The organism is Methylobacterium sp. V23 (assembly GCF_002917135.1).
GTDB lineage: Bacteria > Pseudomonadota > Alphaproteobacteria > Rhizobiales > Beijerinckiaceae > Methylobacterium.
Genome location: NZ_PDHT01000001.1, coordinates 92,784 through 110,501, shown reverse-complemented (window position 1 = coordinate 110,501; position 17,718 = coordinate 92,784). Strand labels below are relative to the sequence as shown.

At 71.9% G+C, this 17,718-nt stretch carries 12 protein-coding genes; 5 read left to right on the top strand and 7 right to left on the bottom strand.

Annotated features, from left to right (window positions below):
• Window positions 1-33: 33 nt before the first annotated feature.
• Window positions 34-2,580 (bottom strand): ABC transporter ATP-binding protein, encoded by a 2,547-nt coding sequence (locus tag CRT23_RS00450; protein ID WP_103708188.1) that lies wholly within the window; start codon window positions 2,578-2,580, stop codon window positions 34-36.
• 277 nt (window positions 2,581-2,857) lie between these two features.
• Here CRT23_RS00450 and CRT23_RS00445 point away from each other — a divergent pair, with 277 nt between their 5' ends.
• The 5 genes from CRT23_RS00445 (at window position 2,858) to CRT23_RS00425 (ending at window position 9,613) form a co-directional block, all read left to right on the top strand.
• Window positions 2,858-6,502, top strand: a complete 3,645-nt coding sequence (locus CRT23_RS00445; RefSeq protein WP_245435883.1) for an autotransporter domain-containing protein — start codon at window positions 2,858-2,860, stop codon at window positions 6,500-6,502.
• A 265-nt stretch (window positions 6,503-6,767) separates the two neighbouring features.
• Window positions 6,768-7,625 (top strand): class II glutamine amidotransferase, encoded by an 858-nt coding sequence (locus CRT23_RS00440; protein ID WP_082512778.1) that lies wholly within the window; start codon window positions 6,768-6,770, stop codon window positions 7,623-7,625.
• 149 nt (window positions 7,626-7,774) lie between these two features.
• Window positions 7,775-8,515, top strand: coding sequence for a sigma-70 family RNA polymerase sigma factor (locus CRT23_RS00435; RefSeq protein ID WP_055946916.1), 741 nt, complete (start codon window positions 7,775-7,777; stop codon window positions 8,513-8,515).
• Window positions 8,516-8,720: 205 nt separating this feature from the next.
• Window positions 8,721-9,131 carry a DUF1236 domain-containing protein gene (locus CRT23_RS00430; protein ID WP_055946915.1) on the top strand — a complete coding sequence of 137 codons (411 nt, stop codon included), beginning with the start codon at window positions 8,721-8,723 and terminating at the stop codon, window positions 9,129-9,131.
• A gap of 215 nt (window positions 9,132-9,346) precedes the next feature.
• The gene (locus CRT23_RS00425; RefSeq protein WP_181017215.1) at window positions 9,347-9,613 is read left to right on the top strand and encodes a hypothetical protein; all 267 of its coding nucleotides are present in this window, start codon (window positions 9,347-9,349) and stop codon (window positions 9,611-9,613) included.
• 97 nt (window positions 9,614-9,710) lie between these two features.
• Here CRT23_RS00425 and mscL read toward each other — a convergent pair whose 3' ends face one another.
• The 6 genes from mscL to CRT23_RS00395 form a co-directional block, all read right to left on the bottom strand.
• A complete protein-coding gene (gene mscL / locus CRT23_RS00420; RefSeq protein ID WP_055946911.1) occupies window positions 9,711-10,139 on the bottom strand; it encodes a large conductance mechanosensitive channel protein MscL in 429 nt (142 codons plus the stop codon).
• Between the two features lie 91 nt (window positions 10,140-10,230).
• Window positions 10,231-11,103, bottom strand: coding sequence for a phosphatidylcholine/phosphatidylserine synthase (locus CRT23_RS00415; protein WP_055946909.1), 873 nt, complete (start codon window positions 11,101-11,103; stop codon window positions 10,231-10,233).
• 9 nt (window positions 11,104-11,112) lie between these two features.
• The gene (locus CRT23_RS00410; RefSeq protein WP_103708186.1) at window positions 11,113-11,823 is read right to left on the bottom strand and encodes a phosphatidylserine decarboxylase; all 711 of its coding nucleotides are present in this window, start codon (window positions 11,821-11,823) and stop codon (window positions 11,113-11,115) included.
• Window positions 11,824-12,003: 180 nt separating this feature from the next.
• Window positions 12,004-13,218: an MFS transporter gene (locus CRT23_RS00405; RefSeq protein WP_055946905.1), complete on the bottom strand. Its 1,215-nt coding sequence runs from the start codon at window positions 13,216-13,218 to the stop codon at window positions 12,004-12,006.
• Between the two features lie 224 nt (window positions 13,219-13,442).
• Window positions 13,443-15,113, bottom strand: coding sequence for a methyl-accepting chemotaxis protein (locus CRT23_RS00400; RefSeq protein WP_103708185.1), 1,671 nt, complete (start codon window positions 15,111-15,113; stop codon window positions 13,443-13,445).
• Window positions 15,114-15,404: 291 nt separating this feature from the next.
• Complete coding sequence (locus tag CRT23_RS00395) at window positions 15,405-17,696, bottom strand: OmpA family protein (RefSeq protein WP_103708184.1); 2,292 nt, start codon at window positions 17,694-17,696, stop codon at window positions 15,405-15,407.
• Window positions 17,697-17,718 lie beyond the last annotated feature (22 nt).

Sequence of the window (17,718 nt, the reverse complement as noted above, 5' to 3'; positions counted from 1 at the left end):
GAAAGCCGGGGAAGGCCCGGTTCTCACCCGCGATCAGGCGGCCAGCACCGTGTTGCGCTCGATGCGCAGCACCGCGTCGAAGGGCGCGACCCCGGCCAGAACCTCCGCATCGGGCAGGCAGACGATGAGGCCGCAGCCGGCCCGGGCGGCCCGCAGGGCCGCGAGGCGCGCGCGGATCTCGTCGCCCTTCCGGTCCTCCAGGGCGATGGCGACGACGACGATGTCCGGCCGGCGCACGAGGCAGCGGGCGAGGTCGATGGCGATGCGCTCGCGCGGGCCGATGGCGTTCTCGCCGAGGCTGGACCCGCCCCCCGCGAGGCCGGGCTCGACCCGGCTCGCGAGGCCGAGGCGGTAGACGGCCGGCTCCAGGCCCTCGTCGGCGAGCACCCGACGCACCAGGGCCCGCACCCGCGCCTCGGCGCCGGCCTCCTCACCGTTGATGCGGCCGAACAGGATGTTCTCCTCCAGGCTCGCGGCGGCGGTGAGCCGGTCCGGATCGTAGAACTCGACCGCTCCCCGCAGGTTGGCCGGCATCAGGCGCGCGAAGGAGCGGCGGGCATCCACCAGCCGCTCCTCGAAGGCGGCGTCGATGAGGCCGAAGCGGTGCCGCGTCTCGCTGTAGCGCAGGGCGAGGCCGATCAGGCGCTTGCGGTCGCGCTGGCCGGCCGGACCACGGCGCCAGCCCTTGGCCTCGGGCTGGCGACCGACGAGATCCTCGAAGAAGCCCCGCTCGGCGGCCGGGAACAGCGAGAACGTCTCGAACAGGGGATGATCGTCGGGCAGGTCGGCGAAGATCTCGACGAGGCTGCGGGCGACCTGGAGCCCGATCTCCGTGAGGGGACGGCTGAGGCCCTCCGCCTCCAGCACGGCGCGGAGATACGGGTGCGCGGCGATGTGGTCGGGGGCGAAGGCCGGCCCCACCGCCTCGCCGAACAGGATGTTCTCGCCCACCGTGGCCTGGTGGTTGTAGCGGGCCGGATCGAAGGGCTCGACCAGGCGGCCGGCCTTGTCGGCGGCGAGCGCCTCGCGGACCGCGTGGCGGGCGGCCACCACGGCGCGGGCGATCTCGGGCTCGGCCGCCGGGTCGACGGTGCCCTCCAGGCCGCGCGCATACGCGAAGGCATCGAGGCCGGTGATCCGCAGGGTGGCGATGAGGTCGTCGGGATCGGGCGTCCCGGAGGCGCCGTAGAGGATGTTCTGGCGCAGGGATCCCTCGATGAGGATGGCCTCGGCCCCCGCCAGGGCGATGCGCCGGGCCCGTGCCTCCGGCTCGAAGGCCCGCAGGTCGATGCCGCCATAGGTGACCGCGCCGGCGGAGGGTTCGAGCTGCCCGGCCAGGATCGCGGCGAGCACCCGGCTGCCGCTGCCGCGCTCGCCCAGGATGGCGACGTGGCCGGGCATCGGCAGGGTGGCGTCGACGCCGGCCAGCCGCTCGCCGGTGGCGGGATCGTAGGCTCCGACCCCCTGCGCCACCAGGTCGCCCGCCTCCGGCAGGGCCGTCACCGTGCCGGGGCGGGCCGGGGCACGGCCCTCCAGGGCCGGAACCGCGACGGCGACGTCGCGGAACGGGCCGGCGAGGGTGCGGTGCAGGCTCGCCATCCGCAGGGTCACGGTGAGGGCCACCACCGCGAGGGCGAAGCCACCGGCGGCGGCCAGCAGCGCCCCGGGCTCCACCGGCTCGGTGGTGCCGTCATGGCCGCGCCACAGCGCCACCGCGACGACGATCGCGGGCAGCAGGATCGCCAGCGCCATGGAGGGCGCACGGGCATAGGCCAGGGCGGATTCCGAGGCCGCGAGGGCGTCGCGCGTGCTGGCGCCCTTGGCCGCGAGACGCCCTCGCTCGAAGGCCGCGGCCCCGTGCGCCCGCACCGCCGGCATGCGGCGGATCAGGTCGGACAGGGCCCGCCCGGCGGCGCCACCGGCCCGGAGGCGCAGGGCGGCCCGATCCTGCATCCGCCGCTGGATCAGCGCCCGGGCGAGGCCGGCGGCCAGGAGCCCGGCGGCGACCGTGGGCACGAGGCGCGGCGCGGCGAGGCCGGCGAGGACGAGGGCGAGGACGGTGCCGCCGACCGCCAGCGCCGGCACCAGGATCGCCAGGCCGAACAGCGTGTCGAGGCGGGCGAGGAGGTCTCCCATGGCCTGGGCCAGGGCGCGGGCCTCGTCGCGGGCGCCGGGCGGCGCGCGCAGGATCGCCTCGGTGACCCGACCCTGCAGGGCCGCCACCGTCCGGGTCTGGGCATGGAAGCAGAGGCGCGCCACGGCCCAGCCGAGCCCGGCCGAGGCGAGGGCCGCCGCCGCGAGGCCGAGGAAGGCCGCGCGCACGAGTTCGCCGTGTGGCAGGATCCAGCCGGCGAAGGCCACGAAGGGCCCCTCGGCATCGGGACGCCAGGGCAGGGCCGCGGCGATCCGCAGGAACGGCCTCGCGGGATCGGTGTCGTGCACCTGCACGCCGACGAGATCCCGCAGGCACAGGAGCGCGAGCAGCGCGAGGGGTCCGCCGAGACCGAGCGCCAGCCCGATCGCCGCGGCATGCTCCCGCCGCGCGGTCCGCCAGGTGAAGGCGATCGGATCGCGGTCCATCGGCACCCTGTCCACGATGCCCCGGAACGGGGCCCGGGGAGCGGCTTAGAGGATCGTCTCCGGCGGCGAAAGCGCGGGGGCGCACCTCGGCGGACCATCGGCCCGCTTCCGCGCGGCAACCGGCGATCCGGTTGCGGCAATCCGGCCACACCCGCCACGCGCGAACCGGTCCTCCCGCCGAAGAGGGCGCGGGAGCCGGATCCGTCACGGACGCGTCTTACGGCCAAGCTAGCGCTGCCTCGCAACACCGCGCCTGCCTGCTTCCGTGCGAGGATTCGTGTCCGGACATCTCAAGACCGCCCTGCTCGCCGCCACCTGCCTCCTGCCTGTCGGCGCGGCGGCGCAGCAGATCCCGACCGCGCCAGGGGTCGGGTTCAACAACAGCACCGCGGTCAGTCCCGGAACGGTCGTCCCGCGCATCCTCGACAGCTACGTCGGCCTGATGACGGCCAATCCCGCCGTCATGACCCAGAACTACCAGACGGTGGTGCGCCTGACGCAGGGCCGGACCGCGGACCAGACCCTCGCGGCGATCCATGACGACCGCACCGGGCAGGCCTACAGCATCCTCAACGGGCTCGGGTCCCTCACCTCGGCCTACCTCACGGGGGCCGGGGCCTCGTTCACCGGCACCCGGCCGGCGAGCCAGGTGCCGACCTCCTATGCCACGACGACGCTCGCGGACTACGCCGCCAACCTCAACACCGGCGCGAACGCGAATGCGGGCGCCACGACCTTCGGCAACGGCACGGCGACGCCCCTGGCGGCCGCCGTCCGCTTCATCGACGACACGGTCCGGGGCAATGCCTCGACGGAACCGGCAAAGCGCGTCTTCGGACGCTACCAGGGCCCGAATCCGGCCATCGATCCCCTGGCCGCGCGGTTCAACGACTACAGCGCCACCACGAACAAGACGGCGCTGTCCGCCGCCGACACGGCGGCGTTCGCCGTCCCGAGCTACCTCTCCAACTTCCCTGCGCCGGCCGTCTGCGGGACGACGGAGCGCTGGGTGAAGGGCTTCACCGTCACCCAGGCGATGATCGACGCCAATGGCGGGCGCCCCCTGACGGCGCCCGATGTCGGATCCTACAACGCGGCCGGCATCTTCACCGCGGCGACCTTCGGGGTCGGCGCCTACGTTCCGGGCATCGGGACGGCGCCCCGCCCCTACCGCGTCACCACCGACGTCGCCACGCCGGCGCTGCTGAATCCGCGCAAGAACACCACGAACGCCTACGCGGATGGCGGCTATCCGAGCGGCCACACCAATTCCGGCTACCTGCAGAGCCTGGGCGTCGGCTTCCTCGTCCCGCAGCGGATGCAGGCGCTCCTGACCCGCGCCTCCGAACTCGGCAACAACCGCATCCTGGCCGGCATGCACTCGCCCCTCGACGTGATGGGCGGCCGGATGCAGGCGACGGCGATCGCCGCCACCAACATCTACGCCAGCCTCTACGACGCCGCGGGCAACCGGATCGACTGGACCAATCCGGCCAATGCCGGCGCCTACGCGGTCTATCAGGCCTACCAGCAGACGCAGGCCTACCTCGCCGCGAGTTGCGCGGCCGGAACCGTGGCGGGCTGCCTCGCCGGAACCGCGCCCGACGGGACCGCCGATCCCTTCGGCAGGGCCGCGCAGAACAAGGCGGACTACACCGCCCGGATGACCTACGGCTTCCAGCCGACCGGACCCGGCACGCCGCTCACGGCCGCGGAGGTCCCGATCCAGGCGCAGGTGCTCCTCCTCACCCGCTTCCCCTACCTCAGCGACGCGCAGCGCCGCGAGGTCCTGGCGACGACGGGGCTGCCTGCCGGCTATCCGCTGCTCAGCGGCAACACCTACGACGGCTGGGGCCGCCTGAACCTGGTCTCGGGTGTGGACGGCTACGGCGCGTTCAACGGCGCCGTCACGGTGACGATGGATGCCGCGAAGGGCGGGTACGACGCCAGCGACGCGTGGCGCAACGACATCGGCGGCACGGGGTCCCTGACGAAGGCGGGCAGCGGCACCCTGGAGCTCACCGGCACGAACACCTATTCGGGGGGCACCACCATCGTGGGCGGCACCCTCGTGGCCTCCGCCGCCGGCCTCGGCTCGGGCGCCATCGTCGACAATGCCAGCCTGATCCTGGACCAGGCCAGCGACGGTACGCTGGCCAATCCCATCGCGGGCAGCGGGCTCCTGACCAAGGCCGGCGCGGGCAGCCTCAGCCTGACCGGCACCAGCAGCTTCAGCGGCGCCACGGGCGTGGCCCAGGGCCGTCTCGCCGTGAACGGCAGCCTCGCCGGCTCGGTGGTGACGGTCGGTTCCGGCGCCAGCCTCGGCGGCACCGGCACGGTGGGCGGCTTGGCGGCCCAGTCCGGGGCGGTGGTGGCGCCGGGCAACTCCATCGGCACCCTCTCGGTCGCGGGCAATGCCAGCTTCGCCCCGGGCGCGACCTTCCAAGTGGAGACCGACGCCGCCGGCCAGGCCGACCGCCTGGCGGTGGCCGGCACCGCCACCCTCACCGGCGGCACCGTCCAGGTCCAGGCTGCGGCCGGGACCTACGACCCGCGCACCCGCTACACCGTCCTCACCGCGCAGGGCGGCGTGCAGGGCCAGTTCGCCGGCGTCAGCGCCAACTTCGCCTTCCTCACCCCCACCCTGCGCTACGCCCCCAGCGCCGTCGACCTGACGCTCACGCGCAACGACATCGCCTTCGCCAGCATCGCCCAGAGCCGCAACCAGGCCAGCGTCGCCGACGCCGTCCAGGCCGCCGGCGCGGGGGCCGCCCTCTACGGGCGCACCGTCGGCTTGACCACGCCCGAGGCGCGCGCCGCCTTCGGGGCGCTCACCGGCGACATCCACGCCAGCGCCGCCGGAGCCCAGTTCGAGACCGCCTTCTTCGTGCGCGAGGCCGTCCTCGACCGCCTGCGCTGGGGCGCCAGCCCGGGCGCGGCCGAGCTCGCCGATGACGGCGCCCTGCCGGTGGCCTACAGCGCCGACCTGCCCGGCCGGGCCGCCCCCGCCGCGCCGGTGCCGGTACGGGTCCTCGACCCACGGGTGTTCGGGCTCTGGGGCCAGGGCTTCGGCAGCTTCGGCCAGGCCCGGAGCGACGGCAACGCCGCGTCCCTGGCGCGCCAGACCTCCGGCTTCGTGCTCGGGGCGGATGCGCGCCTGGAGACGGGCTTTCGCCTCGGCGTGGCGGGCGGCTACACCGCCACCAGCCTCGACAGCGCCGGGCAGCGCGCCTCGGGCACGATCGAGAGCGGTTTCGGGGGCGTCTACGGCGGCTTGGAGCAGGGGCCCGTGAGCCTGCGCCTCGGCGCGGTCTATTCCGACCAGGCGAGCCGCCTGCGCCGGGCCGTGCACTTCGTCGGGTTCGCCGACAGCGCCGCGGCCCGCTACGGCGGCGCCACCGTGCAGGGCTTCGGCGAGCTCGGCTACCGGATCGTCCTGGGAGGGCAGCAGCCCGGGCCGCTGGCCCTCGGAGCGCTCGCCGCGGTTCCGATGCAGCCGGCCTATCTCGAGCCCTTCGTGGGCGGGGCCTACGTGTCGATCGGGCGCGACCGCTTCGCCGAGACGGGCGGGCCGGCGGCGCTGACGGGGGCGGCGCAGACCAATGCGGTGGCGACCTCGACGCTGGGCCTGCGCGGGCAGGCGAGCCTGGACTGGGGGGTCGCCGCGCCGGTCTCGCTGCACGGGCTGGTGGGCTACCGCCGGGCCTACGGGGACGTGGTGCCCAAGGCGCTCCTGAGCTTCGGCACGGGCCCGGGGTTCCTGGTGGCCGGCACGCCGATCAGCCGGGACGCGCTGGTGGCCGAGGCCGGGCTCGACCTGCGGGTGGCGCGCGACACCACCCTGGGCCTGGCCTATACCGGCCAGGTCGGCGCACGCGCCCAGGACCACGCCGTCAAGGGCAACTTCACCTATCGGTTCTGAGCCGACCCGACGCCAGCGCGGGAACACGCGCCGCCGGATCCCACGGGTCCGGCGGCGTTCGCGCATCGGGACCCATGCGAGGTTCGAGGCGGCACGCGGTTCGGGAGCCGTCCGGGGCTCCCGTGCGCGGAGCGGGGCGCTTCAGGCGGATTAGCGGCTCCCGCGGGCGGGAAAATCCTCTAGAGTGAGTCGCCCGGCGCCCTCAGAGGAGTTCGCCGCCCCGCACCGTCCTCCCTCCGTCCCACGCGAAGTCCCCCGAACCTCCATGTGCGAACTGCTCGGCATGAGCGCGAACGTGCCCACGGATATCCGCTTCTCCTTCGCCGCCCTGGCGCGGCGCGGGGGCGAGACCGGCCCGCATGCCGACGGCTGGGGCATCAGCTTCTACGAGGGACGCGGCGCCCGCGCCTTCCACGAGCCGGAGCCGAGCGCGCAGTCGGAGCTCGCCAAGCTCCTGCGCAGGACGCCGATCAAGAGCCGCATCGTCATCGCCCACGTGCGCAAGGCCAATCGGGGGCGGGTGAACCTCGAGAACACCCATCCCTTCAGCCGCGAATTGTGGGGCCGGCGCTGGACCTTCGCGCATAACGGCCAGCTCAAGGGCGTGAAGAAGTGGCCGCTGACGGGGTTCAAGCCGGTGGGCTCCACCGACAGCGAGCATGCCTTCTGCTGGATGCTCGACCAGCTGCAGCAGCGCTGGCCCGACCTGCCGAGCCCGGCGCGCATCGACCGGGCCGTGGCCGACCTCTGCGCCGCGCTGCACGGCCTCGGCGTGTTCAACATGCTTCTGTCGGACAGCCGCACCCTCTACGCCCATTGCGGCAAGCGCCTGTGCTACCTGACCCGCTGCGCTCCCTTCGGCACCGCGACCCTGGTGGACGAGGACTGGCGGGTCGATTTCGCGCAGGAGACCGGCGCGCAGGATGTCGTCACGGTGATCGCGACGAAGGCCCTCACCCGCGACGAGTGCTGGATCGACGTGGAGCGCGGCCACGTGCTCTCCCTGCGCGACGGCGCCGTGCGCATCCTCAAGCCGGCCAAGGCCCGGGGAGGCCCCTCCAAAGCGGCCGCCGCCCCGGCGATCCCGCGCCCGGACCGGGTCCCGTCCTCCTGCGGCTGTTGATGCGGCACAGCACATAACCGCCACGGTTGTCCGGCGGGGTGCGTGGCCGGCCCAGATGCGCTACAACGCGCGATATCAGTTGACCATGCGGGTGCTCTCGGACGCCTCGGGCCGACACGAAACCTGACCGCCCCAGATTACGACGAGCCATGACACGCGACGTGACCGACACCGACCTCGACGCCCTGTCGGCCTCCGCCGACGGCCGGCCGAACCTGTCCTCGAACATCCGCAGCCATCTCGGCGAGCACCTGCGCACGATCTACGAGCGCCTGGCGCCGGACGAGCAGCCGACCCGCTTCGCCGAACTCATCGCGCAGCTGGAAGCCGCCCTGAAAGCGCGCGGCGAGGCGATCGAGCCGGAGTTCCGCAACGGCCTGCTCGCCGCCGTGCCGTCCCTGAGGGCCTTCGCCCTGTCGCTGACGAGCAACCCGGCCCGCTCCGACGACCTGGTTCAGGACACACTGCTGAAGGGCTGGCAGCACCGCGCCCGCTTCCAGCCGGGCACGAACCTGAACGCCTGGCTGTTCACGATCCTGCGCAACATCTTCTACTCGGACCACCGCAAGCGCGTGCGCGAGGTCGAGGACCAGGACGGCTCCTACGCCGCCCGCCTCGCCACCGCTCCGCACCAGGGTGACCGCCTCGACGTCGAGGACCTGCAGACGGCCCTGGGCAAGCTGCCGCCGGACCAGCGCGAGGCGCTGGTGCTCGTCGGCGCCGAGGGTGTCTCCTACGAGGAGGCGGCCGCCATCATGGGCTGCAAGGTCGGCACCGTGAAGAGCCGCGTCAGCCGGGCCCGCGGGCGCCTCGCCGAGCTCCTGGGCTACGACGAGGAGGACCTGAGCTCGGACCGGCTGATCCAGTCGGCCATGCCCAAGGACGCCTGATCCCACCCCGGGAGGCCGGATCCCGGATGCCCGCGGCTCCCGGCCCGTGAAAGGGTCCGGCCGCGGGCGCGGGCGCGGCGGAGGATGCCGTCCGCTCCCTCCGGTCCCGGAAGTTTCGACGCATCCCTTCCGGGAGTTGGACGTTACTGCCCTGAACCCGGCAGCGCTTCACAGCGTCGCGGGATACTCGTTCAGGAGCTTCACGATGAACTTCAAGACCCTTCTCGCCGCCTCCGCGATCGCCCTCAGCCTGCCCATGGCCGCCCAGGCGCAGGGCCTGGTCCGCGGTGCCGAGCGTGGCGCCCAAGAGGGTGCGGATGCGGCTGGCCCGGTCGGCGCGATCGTCGGTGGCGCCGTCGGTGCAGCCACCGGCACGGTCGGCGGCATCCTCGGCGTCGATGACCGTCCCCGCTTCCGTCAGTACGTCACCCGCGAGCGTCGCTCGTCCTACGACTACAACGGCGACGTCCGCGTGGGCGCCGTGCTGCCGAGCTCGGGCGTGAGCTATTACGATGTCCCCGCCGAGTACAACGCCCGCGGCGCCCGCTACACCATCGTCAACGAGCGCCCGGTGCTGGTCGACCGCAGCCACCGCATCGTCGAAGTGATCGACTAAGACGCCCCACCGCGCCCCAGGCGCGGTGATGGATCGAGGCCTCCGGCGATGCCCTCGCCGGAGGCCTTTTTCTGTTCGGAACTGTTCATCCCCTCGATCCCCGGGGAGCCTTCGGGCGATGAACGGTGCAACACTTGACGATCTCGGCCGTTACTCTTCCCGGCACGCATTGCGTGGGTACGAATTTGTCGATGGACGCGAGGGATACCCAGACAATGGCAGACGATCTCCCGCTCGACCCCGCCCTCCCCGAGCCGGTCCGCGATCACCTGGGCCAGCAGTTGCGGACGGTGTTCACCACCGGTGAGACGGTCCCGGACTATCTCGGCGATCCGGCTGCGCCGGAGGCTTTCGCCCCCCAGCTCAAGCGGCTCGAGGTGCGGCTGAAGACCCACGAGGAGGGCACGGTGGCGGTGGAGCAGGCCTTGGAGGGCCTGCTGGGCGACCTCGGGGCAGCCCCGAAGCCCGATGGAGCCCGCTAGGGTCTGTCAGGCTCATCGTGACCCAGACTGACCGTACATTCCTGTCTCGACGTTTGTCGTTTCGGGATAACCGGGTCCTGCTTATCCCGGACAACCGCTAGACCGTCGGCTTCGTCGCCAGGATATCGCGGATCTCGGAAAGCAGCTTCACGTCGGCTGGCACCTCGGCCACGGCCTCGGGCTTGGCTTCCTCCTTGCTCACGAGGCGGTTCATCGCCCGGATCACGAGGAACAGCACGAAGGCCACGATGATGAAGTTCAGCGCCACGGTGATGAACTGGCCGTAGCCGATCACCGCGCCCTGCTTCTTCGCGTCGGCATAGGCCGCGCCCTTCTGCACGCTCGACGACAGCGCGATGTAGTAGTTCGAGAAGTCCAGCCCGCCGGTGATCGCCCCGATCATCGGCATGAACAGGTCTTGCACCGCCGAAGTCACGATGGCTCCGAAGGCGGCACCGATGATCACGCCGACGGCGAGGTCGACGACGTTGCCACGCAACGCGAACTTCTTGAACTCCTCGAGCATCGACCCGCCCCCGCATGCGTCGTGCCCGAACGAAACGCTCGGGCCGCGATCAGCTTAGACGAAGACAACCAGCGAGCGACAGCGCCGCGCGTCAGATGTCCACGGCCCGATCGTGGGCGGGCTGCGCCGGTTCGGGGAGATCGTCGGCCGCGCCGATCCCGGCGGAGCCCTGCCCCTCCGCCCTGGCCCGGCGGCGATACTGCGCCGCCCCGATCGGCAGGGTGATGAGGTAGCCGAGCGCCAGCGCCACCATCGCCTCGAACGGAAAGCTGATGAACAGGCCGAAGGCCGCCACCACCACGAGGAAGATCGGCAGGACCCAGTCCCGGGGCACGCGCTTGCCCATGGTCTTGCCCGAGAAGGTCGGCACGGTGGAGACCACCAGCAGGGCGATGCAGAGCATGTAGCCGAGCACCACGGGGGCCGCCCAATGCTCCATCGGCAGCCCGAGGAAGTTGAGGTAGAGGGGCAGCATGGCCGTCAGGGCGCCCGCGGGCGCCGGCATGCCGACGAAGAAGTCCTTCTTCCAGGCCGGGCGGTTGGGATCGTCCAGCATCGCGTTGAAGCGGGCCAGCCGCAGGGCCATGGCGATGGCGAAGATCAGCGCGACGATCCAGCCGACCGAGCGCAACTCCTTCAAGGCGAACCCGTACAGGATCAACGCCGGCGCACAGCCGAAATTGACGAAGTCCGCCAGGGAGTCGAGCTCCGCCCCGAAGCGCGAGGTTCCCTTGAGCATCCGGGCCACGCGTCCATCGATGCCGTCGAGGAAGGCGGCGGCCACGATGGAGATCACCGCGGGCTCGAACTTGCCCTCGAAGGCCAGCCGGATCGCCGTCAGCCCGAGGCAGAGCGCCATCAGGGTGATCATGTTCGGCGCGATCATCCGGAACGGCACCGGCTTGAAGCGGCGCGGCCGGGGCTCGTTGGCGTCGGGGGCGAAGGGGGGGAACAGGTCGTCCATGGGAACCCCTCAGATGCGCCGGAACGTGCGCTCGGGCCCGCCGCCGAGATCGGCGAGCACGGTCTCGCCCGCCACCGCCTTCTGGCCGAGGCCGACGAGCACGCGGGTGCCGACCGGAAGGTAGACGTCGACCCGCGAGCCGAAGCGAATCAGGCCGAAGCGCTCGCCGACGTTCAGGGTGTCGTTGGCGTGGACCCAGCCGACGATGCGGCGCGCCACCAGCCCGGCGATCTGCACCACGCCGATGCGCAGGGGCTGCCCCCTGTGGGTCGTCTCCATGACGAGGCCGTTGCGCTCGTTGTCGTCGCTGGCCTTGTCGAGCTCGGCGTTGAGGAACAGGCCCGGCGTGTAGTGGATCTGCCCGATCCGGCCCGTCACCGGCACGCGGTTCACGTGGCAGTCGAACACGTTCATGAAGACCGAGATGCGCAGCATCGGCTCCTGTGGCAGGTCGAGCTCCGGCGGGGGCAGCACCGTCGAGATGAGGTTCACACGCCCGTCCGCCGGCGAGACCACGAGGCCGTCGCCCACGGGAGTGATGCGCTCGGGGTCGCGGAAGAAGTAGCAGACCCACAGGGTCAGGATCAGGAAGATCCAGCCGAGGAACTGCGCGAAGTAGGCGCCGATCACCGTCAGCACGATGCCGATGACGATGAAGGGATAGCCCTCCTTGTGAATCGGCACGAGCGTCCGGCGAATCGTCTCGAGGAGATCGGTCATGGGTGTTTCGGACTGCTTTCGTCTGATGGGCGCCCCCGGAAGGCTCCCTGGGCAGGGGCCCCCTCATAAGGCACGGAGCGGCGTCCGTCATACGGTTTCGGATCAGGGACGCGCGAGGCCTCCCAGCGCGGTTTCAGGACGTGGACGCGCGAGGCCCCTCCAAGGGACCGGGGATGGGGGTCAGCCATCGGCCTGGACGAGGGGCGGCAGGCGGGCCAGCCGCAGGGCGATCGCCAGCGCGAGGCCGTAGAGGGTCGCGAAGAACGTCACCACGCCGATCCAGCCCGAATGGGCGAAGAACCAGCCGCCGGCGGTGCCGAGCACCGAGGAGCCGAGATAGTACAGGCACAGGTAGATCGACGAGGCCTGGGCCCGGTCGCGCAAGGCCCGGCGCCCGACCCAGCTGCTGGCCACGGAATGCGCGCCGAAGAAGCCTACGGTGACGAGGACGATGCCGAGGATGATCAGCCCGAGATGCGCGGACAGCGTCAGGGTCACGCCCGCGAGGCCCAGGAGGATGGCGAGCCACAGCACCTTGCGCCGCCCGAGCCGGCTCGCGATCTCGCCCGTCAGCGCCGAGGAGACGGTCCCGAACAGGTAGACGACGAAGATCGCCCCGATGGCGCTCTGGCTGAGGGAGAAGGGCGGATCGAGCAGGCGAAAGCCGATGTAGTTGTAGATGCAGACGAAGCCGCCCATCAGCAGGAACGCCTCCGCGAACAGCCAGGGCAGACCGGGATCGCGGAAGTGCTGACCGAAGGTGCCCGGCACCTCGCGCCAGCGCATCCGGTTCGCCCGGAAGCGGCGCGAATCCGGCAGCAGGTAGACGAAGGCGATGGCGGCGAGGAGCGCCAGCACGCCGATGGTGCCGAGGCCCCAGCGCCAGGAGGCATGGTCGGCGATGATGCCGGCGAGCAGGCGGCCGACCATGCCGCCCGCCGCGTTCCCGCCGATCAGCAGGCCCATCGAGAGGCCGATGGCGCGCCCGTGCATCTCCTCGCCGAGATAGGCCATCGCCACGGCCGGCAGGCCGGAGGCGGCGAGCCCTGTGAGCGCGCGCAGGGCGAGGAAGCCGTGCCAGCTCGGCACCAGCACCGCGACGATGGTGAGAAGTGCCGAGGCGAACAGCGAGGCCACCATGATCGGCTTGCGGCCCCAGACCTCCGAGAGGGGACTGACCACGAGGAGCGCGATCGCCAGCATGGCGCAGGGCAGCGACAGGGCGAGACTGCTCTCGGCCGGAGAGACCGCGAAGTCGTCGGCGAAGACGGGCAGCAGCGGCTGCACGCCGTAGAGCACCGCGAAGGTGGAGAACCCGGCGGCCCCCAGCGCGATGGCGGTGCGGCGGAAGGCCGGAGTTCCGGCCTCGATCAACCGCTCGCTCGCCTCGTCCATGGATGCTCCTGCGGAGTCGGCCCGGAGGCCGTGACACGCCGCAGCGGATGATCTCGCCCGGCCACCGGCCCGCGCGAACGGGGCCAGACGGCAGCGGATCCCCAAGGGTTTGCGCTGCCGAGCCGGGTATATAGGCCGGGCCGACGGCGGGGAAACCGCATCGGCGCGCGCCGTGACGGGAAATGCCGGATGTCGCGGAGCCTGTCCGGCGCCGGACGGGCCGCTCAGGCTGCCCGCACGGTGGCGAGGAAGCAGGCGACCTCGGCACCGAGATGCTCGGACTGGCGCGAGAGTTCGCTCGCGGAGGACAGCACCTGGGCGGCCGCGGCGCCGGTCTCCTCGGCGGTGCCTGCCACCCCCGCGATGTTGGCGGTCACCCGCTCGGTGCCGACCGCCGCCTGCGAGACGTTGCGCACGATCTCCTGGGTCGCGGCGCCCCGCTCCTCCACCGCGGCCGCGATGGTGGTCGACACCCCGCTGATCTCCCGGATGCGGTGGGTGATGCTGTCGATGGCGGTGACCGCCTGTCCGGTCGAGCCCTGGATCTGACCGATCTGGGTCCCGATCTCGTCCGTGGCCCGGGCGGTCTGGTTGGCGAGTTCCTTGACCTCGGCCGCCACGACTGCGAAGCCGCGGCCCGCCTCGCCGGCGCGCGCCGCCTCGATCGTCGCGTTGAGGGCCAGGAGGTTTGTCTGCCCCGCGATCATGGAGATCATGGCGACGACGTCGCCGATCTTGGTCGCCGCGGTGCTGAGATCTTGGACCAGGGTCACCGTGCGCTCCGCCTCGACCACGGCGCGCTGGGCGAGCTGGGCCGAGCCGTCCACCTGACGCCCGATCTCCTGCACGGAGGAGCCGAGTTCCTCGGCCGCCGCCGCCACAGTACTGACGTTCGAGGCCGCCTCTTCCGCCGCCGCCGCCACGGTGGTGGATTGGCTGGCGGTCTCGGCGGCCGTCCCCGACATGCTGTGGGCCGTCGTGTGAAGCTCCGTCGCCGCCGACGTCACCATGGTGATGATGTCGCTTACGGCGGTCTCGAAGCCGTCCGCCATCCTGTGCATCCCCTGCCGACGCAGGTCCTCCGCGGCGAGTTCGCGCGTCCGCTGCTGCTCGCGCAGGTGCGCGGTCTCCCGCAGGTTGTCGCGGAAGACCGACAGGGCCGACGCCATCGCGCCGAGTTCGTTGCGGCGGGCCGCGAACGGGATCTCCACCGCCAGGTCTCCGGCCGCGACGGCCTGCATCGCGCCGGTGATCCGCGTGATCGGGCGCGTCACGCCGGAGAGGACGAACAGCGCGCCACCCAGGCCGATCAGGACGGAGATGAGGCTGACCGCGACCGTGAGCCGGAGGGCCTCGTCGTAGCTGGCCTGCGCGGCGACGTCCGCAGCGACAGCCCCGCGATTGTTCAGCGCGACGTCGTCATCGATGACCTTCATCAGGCCTTGGTAATCGGACCGGACGGCCTCGTAGCCCGCGACCAGCGCGGCCTGATCCCCGGTCGTGAACCGGTTCCGGAAGTCGGCGCGCAGCCCGTTGTAAGCCGAAAAGCGCCTGAGGATATCATCGGCGAGCACCCGTTCCTCAGGAGACGTGACGAAGGGTTGATAGGATTGGAGCGCGGTTTCGACCGCCTTCGAACGTTGTGCGTTCAGGATGTCGAGCGCTGCGAGCGGTTCCCTGCCAAGGGCGTAACGCGCATTGAGCAGTTGCAAGTTCGTCATTGCAAACCTGATCTCTCCCAAGCTCCTTACGCTTGGAAGCCAAGATCCTGAAATATCCGTCGCAGCAGATCGGACGTTTCTCAGACCACTGACCGCAATGACACCTTGTAGACAGAGAGCTGCAACGATCGAACCAATTATTGCGATCAATATCCACTTGAGCCTGATGTTCATTGTCAAGTCTGCGCGCTAGAGATACTGTCATATCCGCGGAGGGCAGAGCACAACAGGCCTTGAGATACGGCCTATATTGATAAACTCAGCGATTAAAAAAGCGATAAACGTCGCCCTGAAGAGAATTGTGGTCCGGTGCGAGGTTCGGAGTGATGGGCCGAAGACGGGTGTGATCCCGCGCCAACCGTCTCCGCACCTGTGCGGGGGCAGGAGCGCACCGGTGTTACGTTGCGTCACCGGCTGGGAGCCGTGCGTCCGACGAACCGGGATCCGGTTCGTCGGACGGCGCCGTCAGCGCGGCGGGGCTTCGGCCTGCTGCTGGATCAGCGGGGTGATGCGCCGGACGGTGACCCGGCGGTTCTCGCGCGAAGCATTCTGGGTGTTCACCTTCAGGTTCTGCTCTCCGTAGCCCTGGGTGGTCAGGTTCTCGGGGGGCACCTGGAAGTTCTGGGTCAGGACGGTGGCCACCGACTGCGCCCGGCGGTCGGAGAGCGAGAGGTTGTCGATGTCGGCGCCCACGGCGTCGGTGTAGCCCTCGATCAGGAACACCTCCTGCGGATTGGCCTTGATCGCCCGGTTCATGGCTGCCGCGATGGTCGAGAGGCGCGCGGCCTGATCCGGCGTCACCGTGAACGACCCGGTGTCGAAGTTGATCGTATCGATGTCCACACTCCGCATGCGCGCCCGCAGCTGCGGGCTGTAGCGCACCTGATCGAGGGTGTAGCGCCGGTCCACCGCCACCACCGGCGGGGCCGACAGGGCCTCGTAGACGGTGCGCTCGTCGGCGCCGTCGTAGTCGACGACGTAGCGATCCCGCGGGATGCGGATATCCGGCGGCGGCAACTCGACGACGTCCTCGTAGATCGGCCGCGCGACGCCGCCACCGAAGCTGTTGTCGATGATGACGACCTCGCGCCCGTCGCGGAAGCGACGGGACCGGCGTACGAGGCGGCCGTCGTCGTCCACGATGGTGACGATCTGCTCGCCACCGGGCCGGTCGAGATACGTGATGGTATCGCCGCCGCGGCGCTCGCTGCGATAGGCACGCCGGTCGAGATCGCGGAAGCGCTCGTTCTCGTCGTGGCGGATGAAGTAGGTGTCGCGGTCGCGCACGATGATGCGGCCGGGCTCGCGGATATAGGTCCGGCCCCCTTCCGAGAACTCGCGCCGGTCGCGGCGCACCTGATCGTAATCGCGCACATCGTCGTCGTCCCGGAAGCCGCCCGGCACGTAGCCCGGCCGCCCCGGCGCGTTGAAGCCACTGCGCGCGTCGCGGCGCTCGAAGGCGTCCCGCCGCTCGCGATCCTCGCGACGATCATCAATGCTCCGATCGTCGCGGCGGGCATCGCCAGGCCGGAGATCGGGTCGGCCCGCGTCGTCGCGGCCGAGGCCGGGCCGGTCGGGACCGTTCCGATCGATTCCGTTCCGATCGGGTCCGTCGCGCCGCAGGTCACGGGTCCCGGAATCCCGGGCGGCCGGATCTCGCGGATCCCGGCCGCCCGGGACCGGCCCATCCCGATCCGGCCGGGCATCGGCCGGGCTGGGACCCACGCCCGGACGTCCGTCGGAACGCTGCGCGTCCGGATTCGGGGCGCCGGGGGGGACGAACGGACGTCCCGGGACGCCGGGACGGGCATTGGGTGCCGCTGCACCGGGCTGGCCGGGCTGCGGAGCCGGCGGGGCCGGCTGGCCCGGGGCACGCGGCTCGCCGGGGGCATTGAGACGGCTTGGCTGGGCTGCGCCCGGCACATTCGGGTTGGCGGGGTTGCGGATCTCGGGCGCGTTCGGCGTCGGGGCTTGCGCCGGAGCAGGAGCTTGCGCCGGAGCGGGAGCTTGTGCCGGAGCCGGCGCCTGGCGTGGCTGCGTGGGCGCCGGACGGCTCGGCTCGGGCGCGGCGGGGCGCTCGGGCGTGTTCGGCCGGTCGGGGGCACGCTCGCGTGCGGCCGGCGGAGGCGACGGACGCTCCCCGGGCGCATCGGCCCCGGGGGAGCGGCGCTGCGGCGCTTGATCCCGGTCCGCACCAGGGCCGCGCTCATCGCGGGCGGGACGCTCATCGCGGGCGGGACGCTCTTGGCGCGACTCCGGGCGAGCGGCGGGACGCTCGGCCGGCGCGGCCGGCGCACGTTCCTGGCGCTCCTGACGCGGCTCCTGACGGGGTTCCGGCCGCTCCTGGCGCGGCTCGGGGCGGGGTGCCGGTCGTTCCTGGCGCGGCTCTGGGCGCTCCTGACGCGGCTCCGGCCGCTCCTGGCGCGGCTCGGGGCGGGGTGCCGGTCGTTCCGGACGGGGCTCGGGGCGTTCCTGACGGGGCTCCGGCCGCTCCTGACGTGGCTCGGGGCGGGGTGCCGGTCGTTCCGGACGGGGCTCGGGGCGTTCCTGACGCGGCTCGGGACGCTCGCGTCCGCCGCCGGGCGGCCCGCCCCGCGGACCTTCGGCACCTCCACCCCGGGGTCCCTCGCCGGGCCCGGCTTGGGCCAGCAGGATGGTGCCGCCCGACGCGGAATCCTGCCGGGCCAGGCTCGGGCCGGAGAGGATCAGGACAGGCAGGACCGTGCCGGTCAGGAGGAGGTGGCGGATGCTCCGCATCGAAGGTCACTCACGTCGTTGA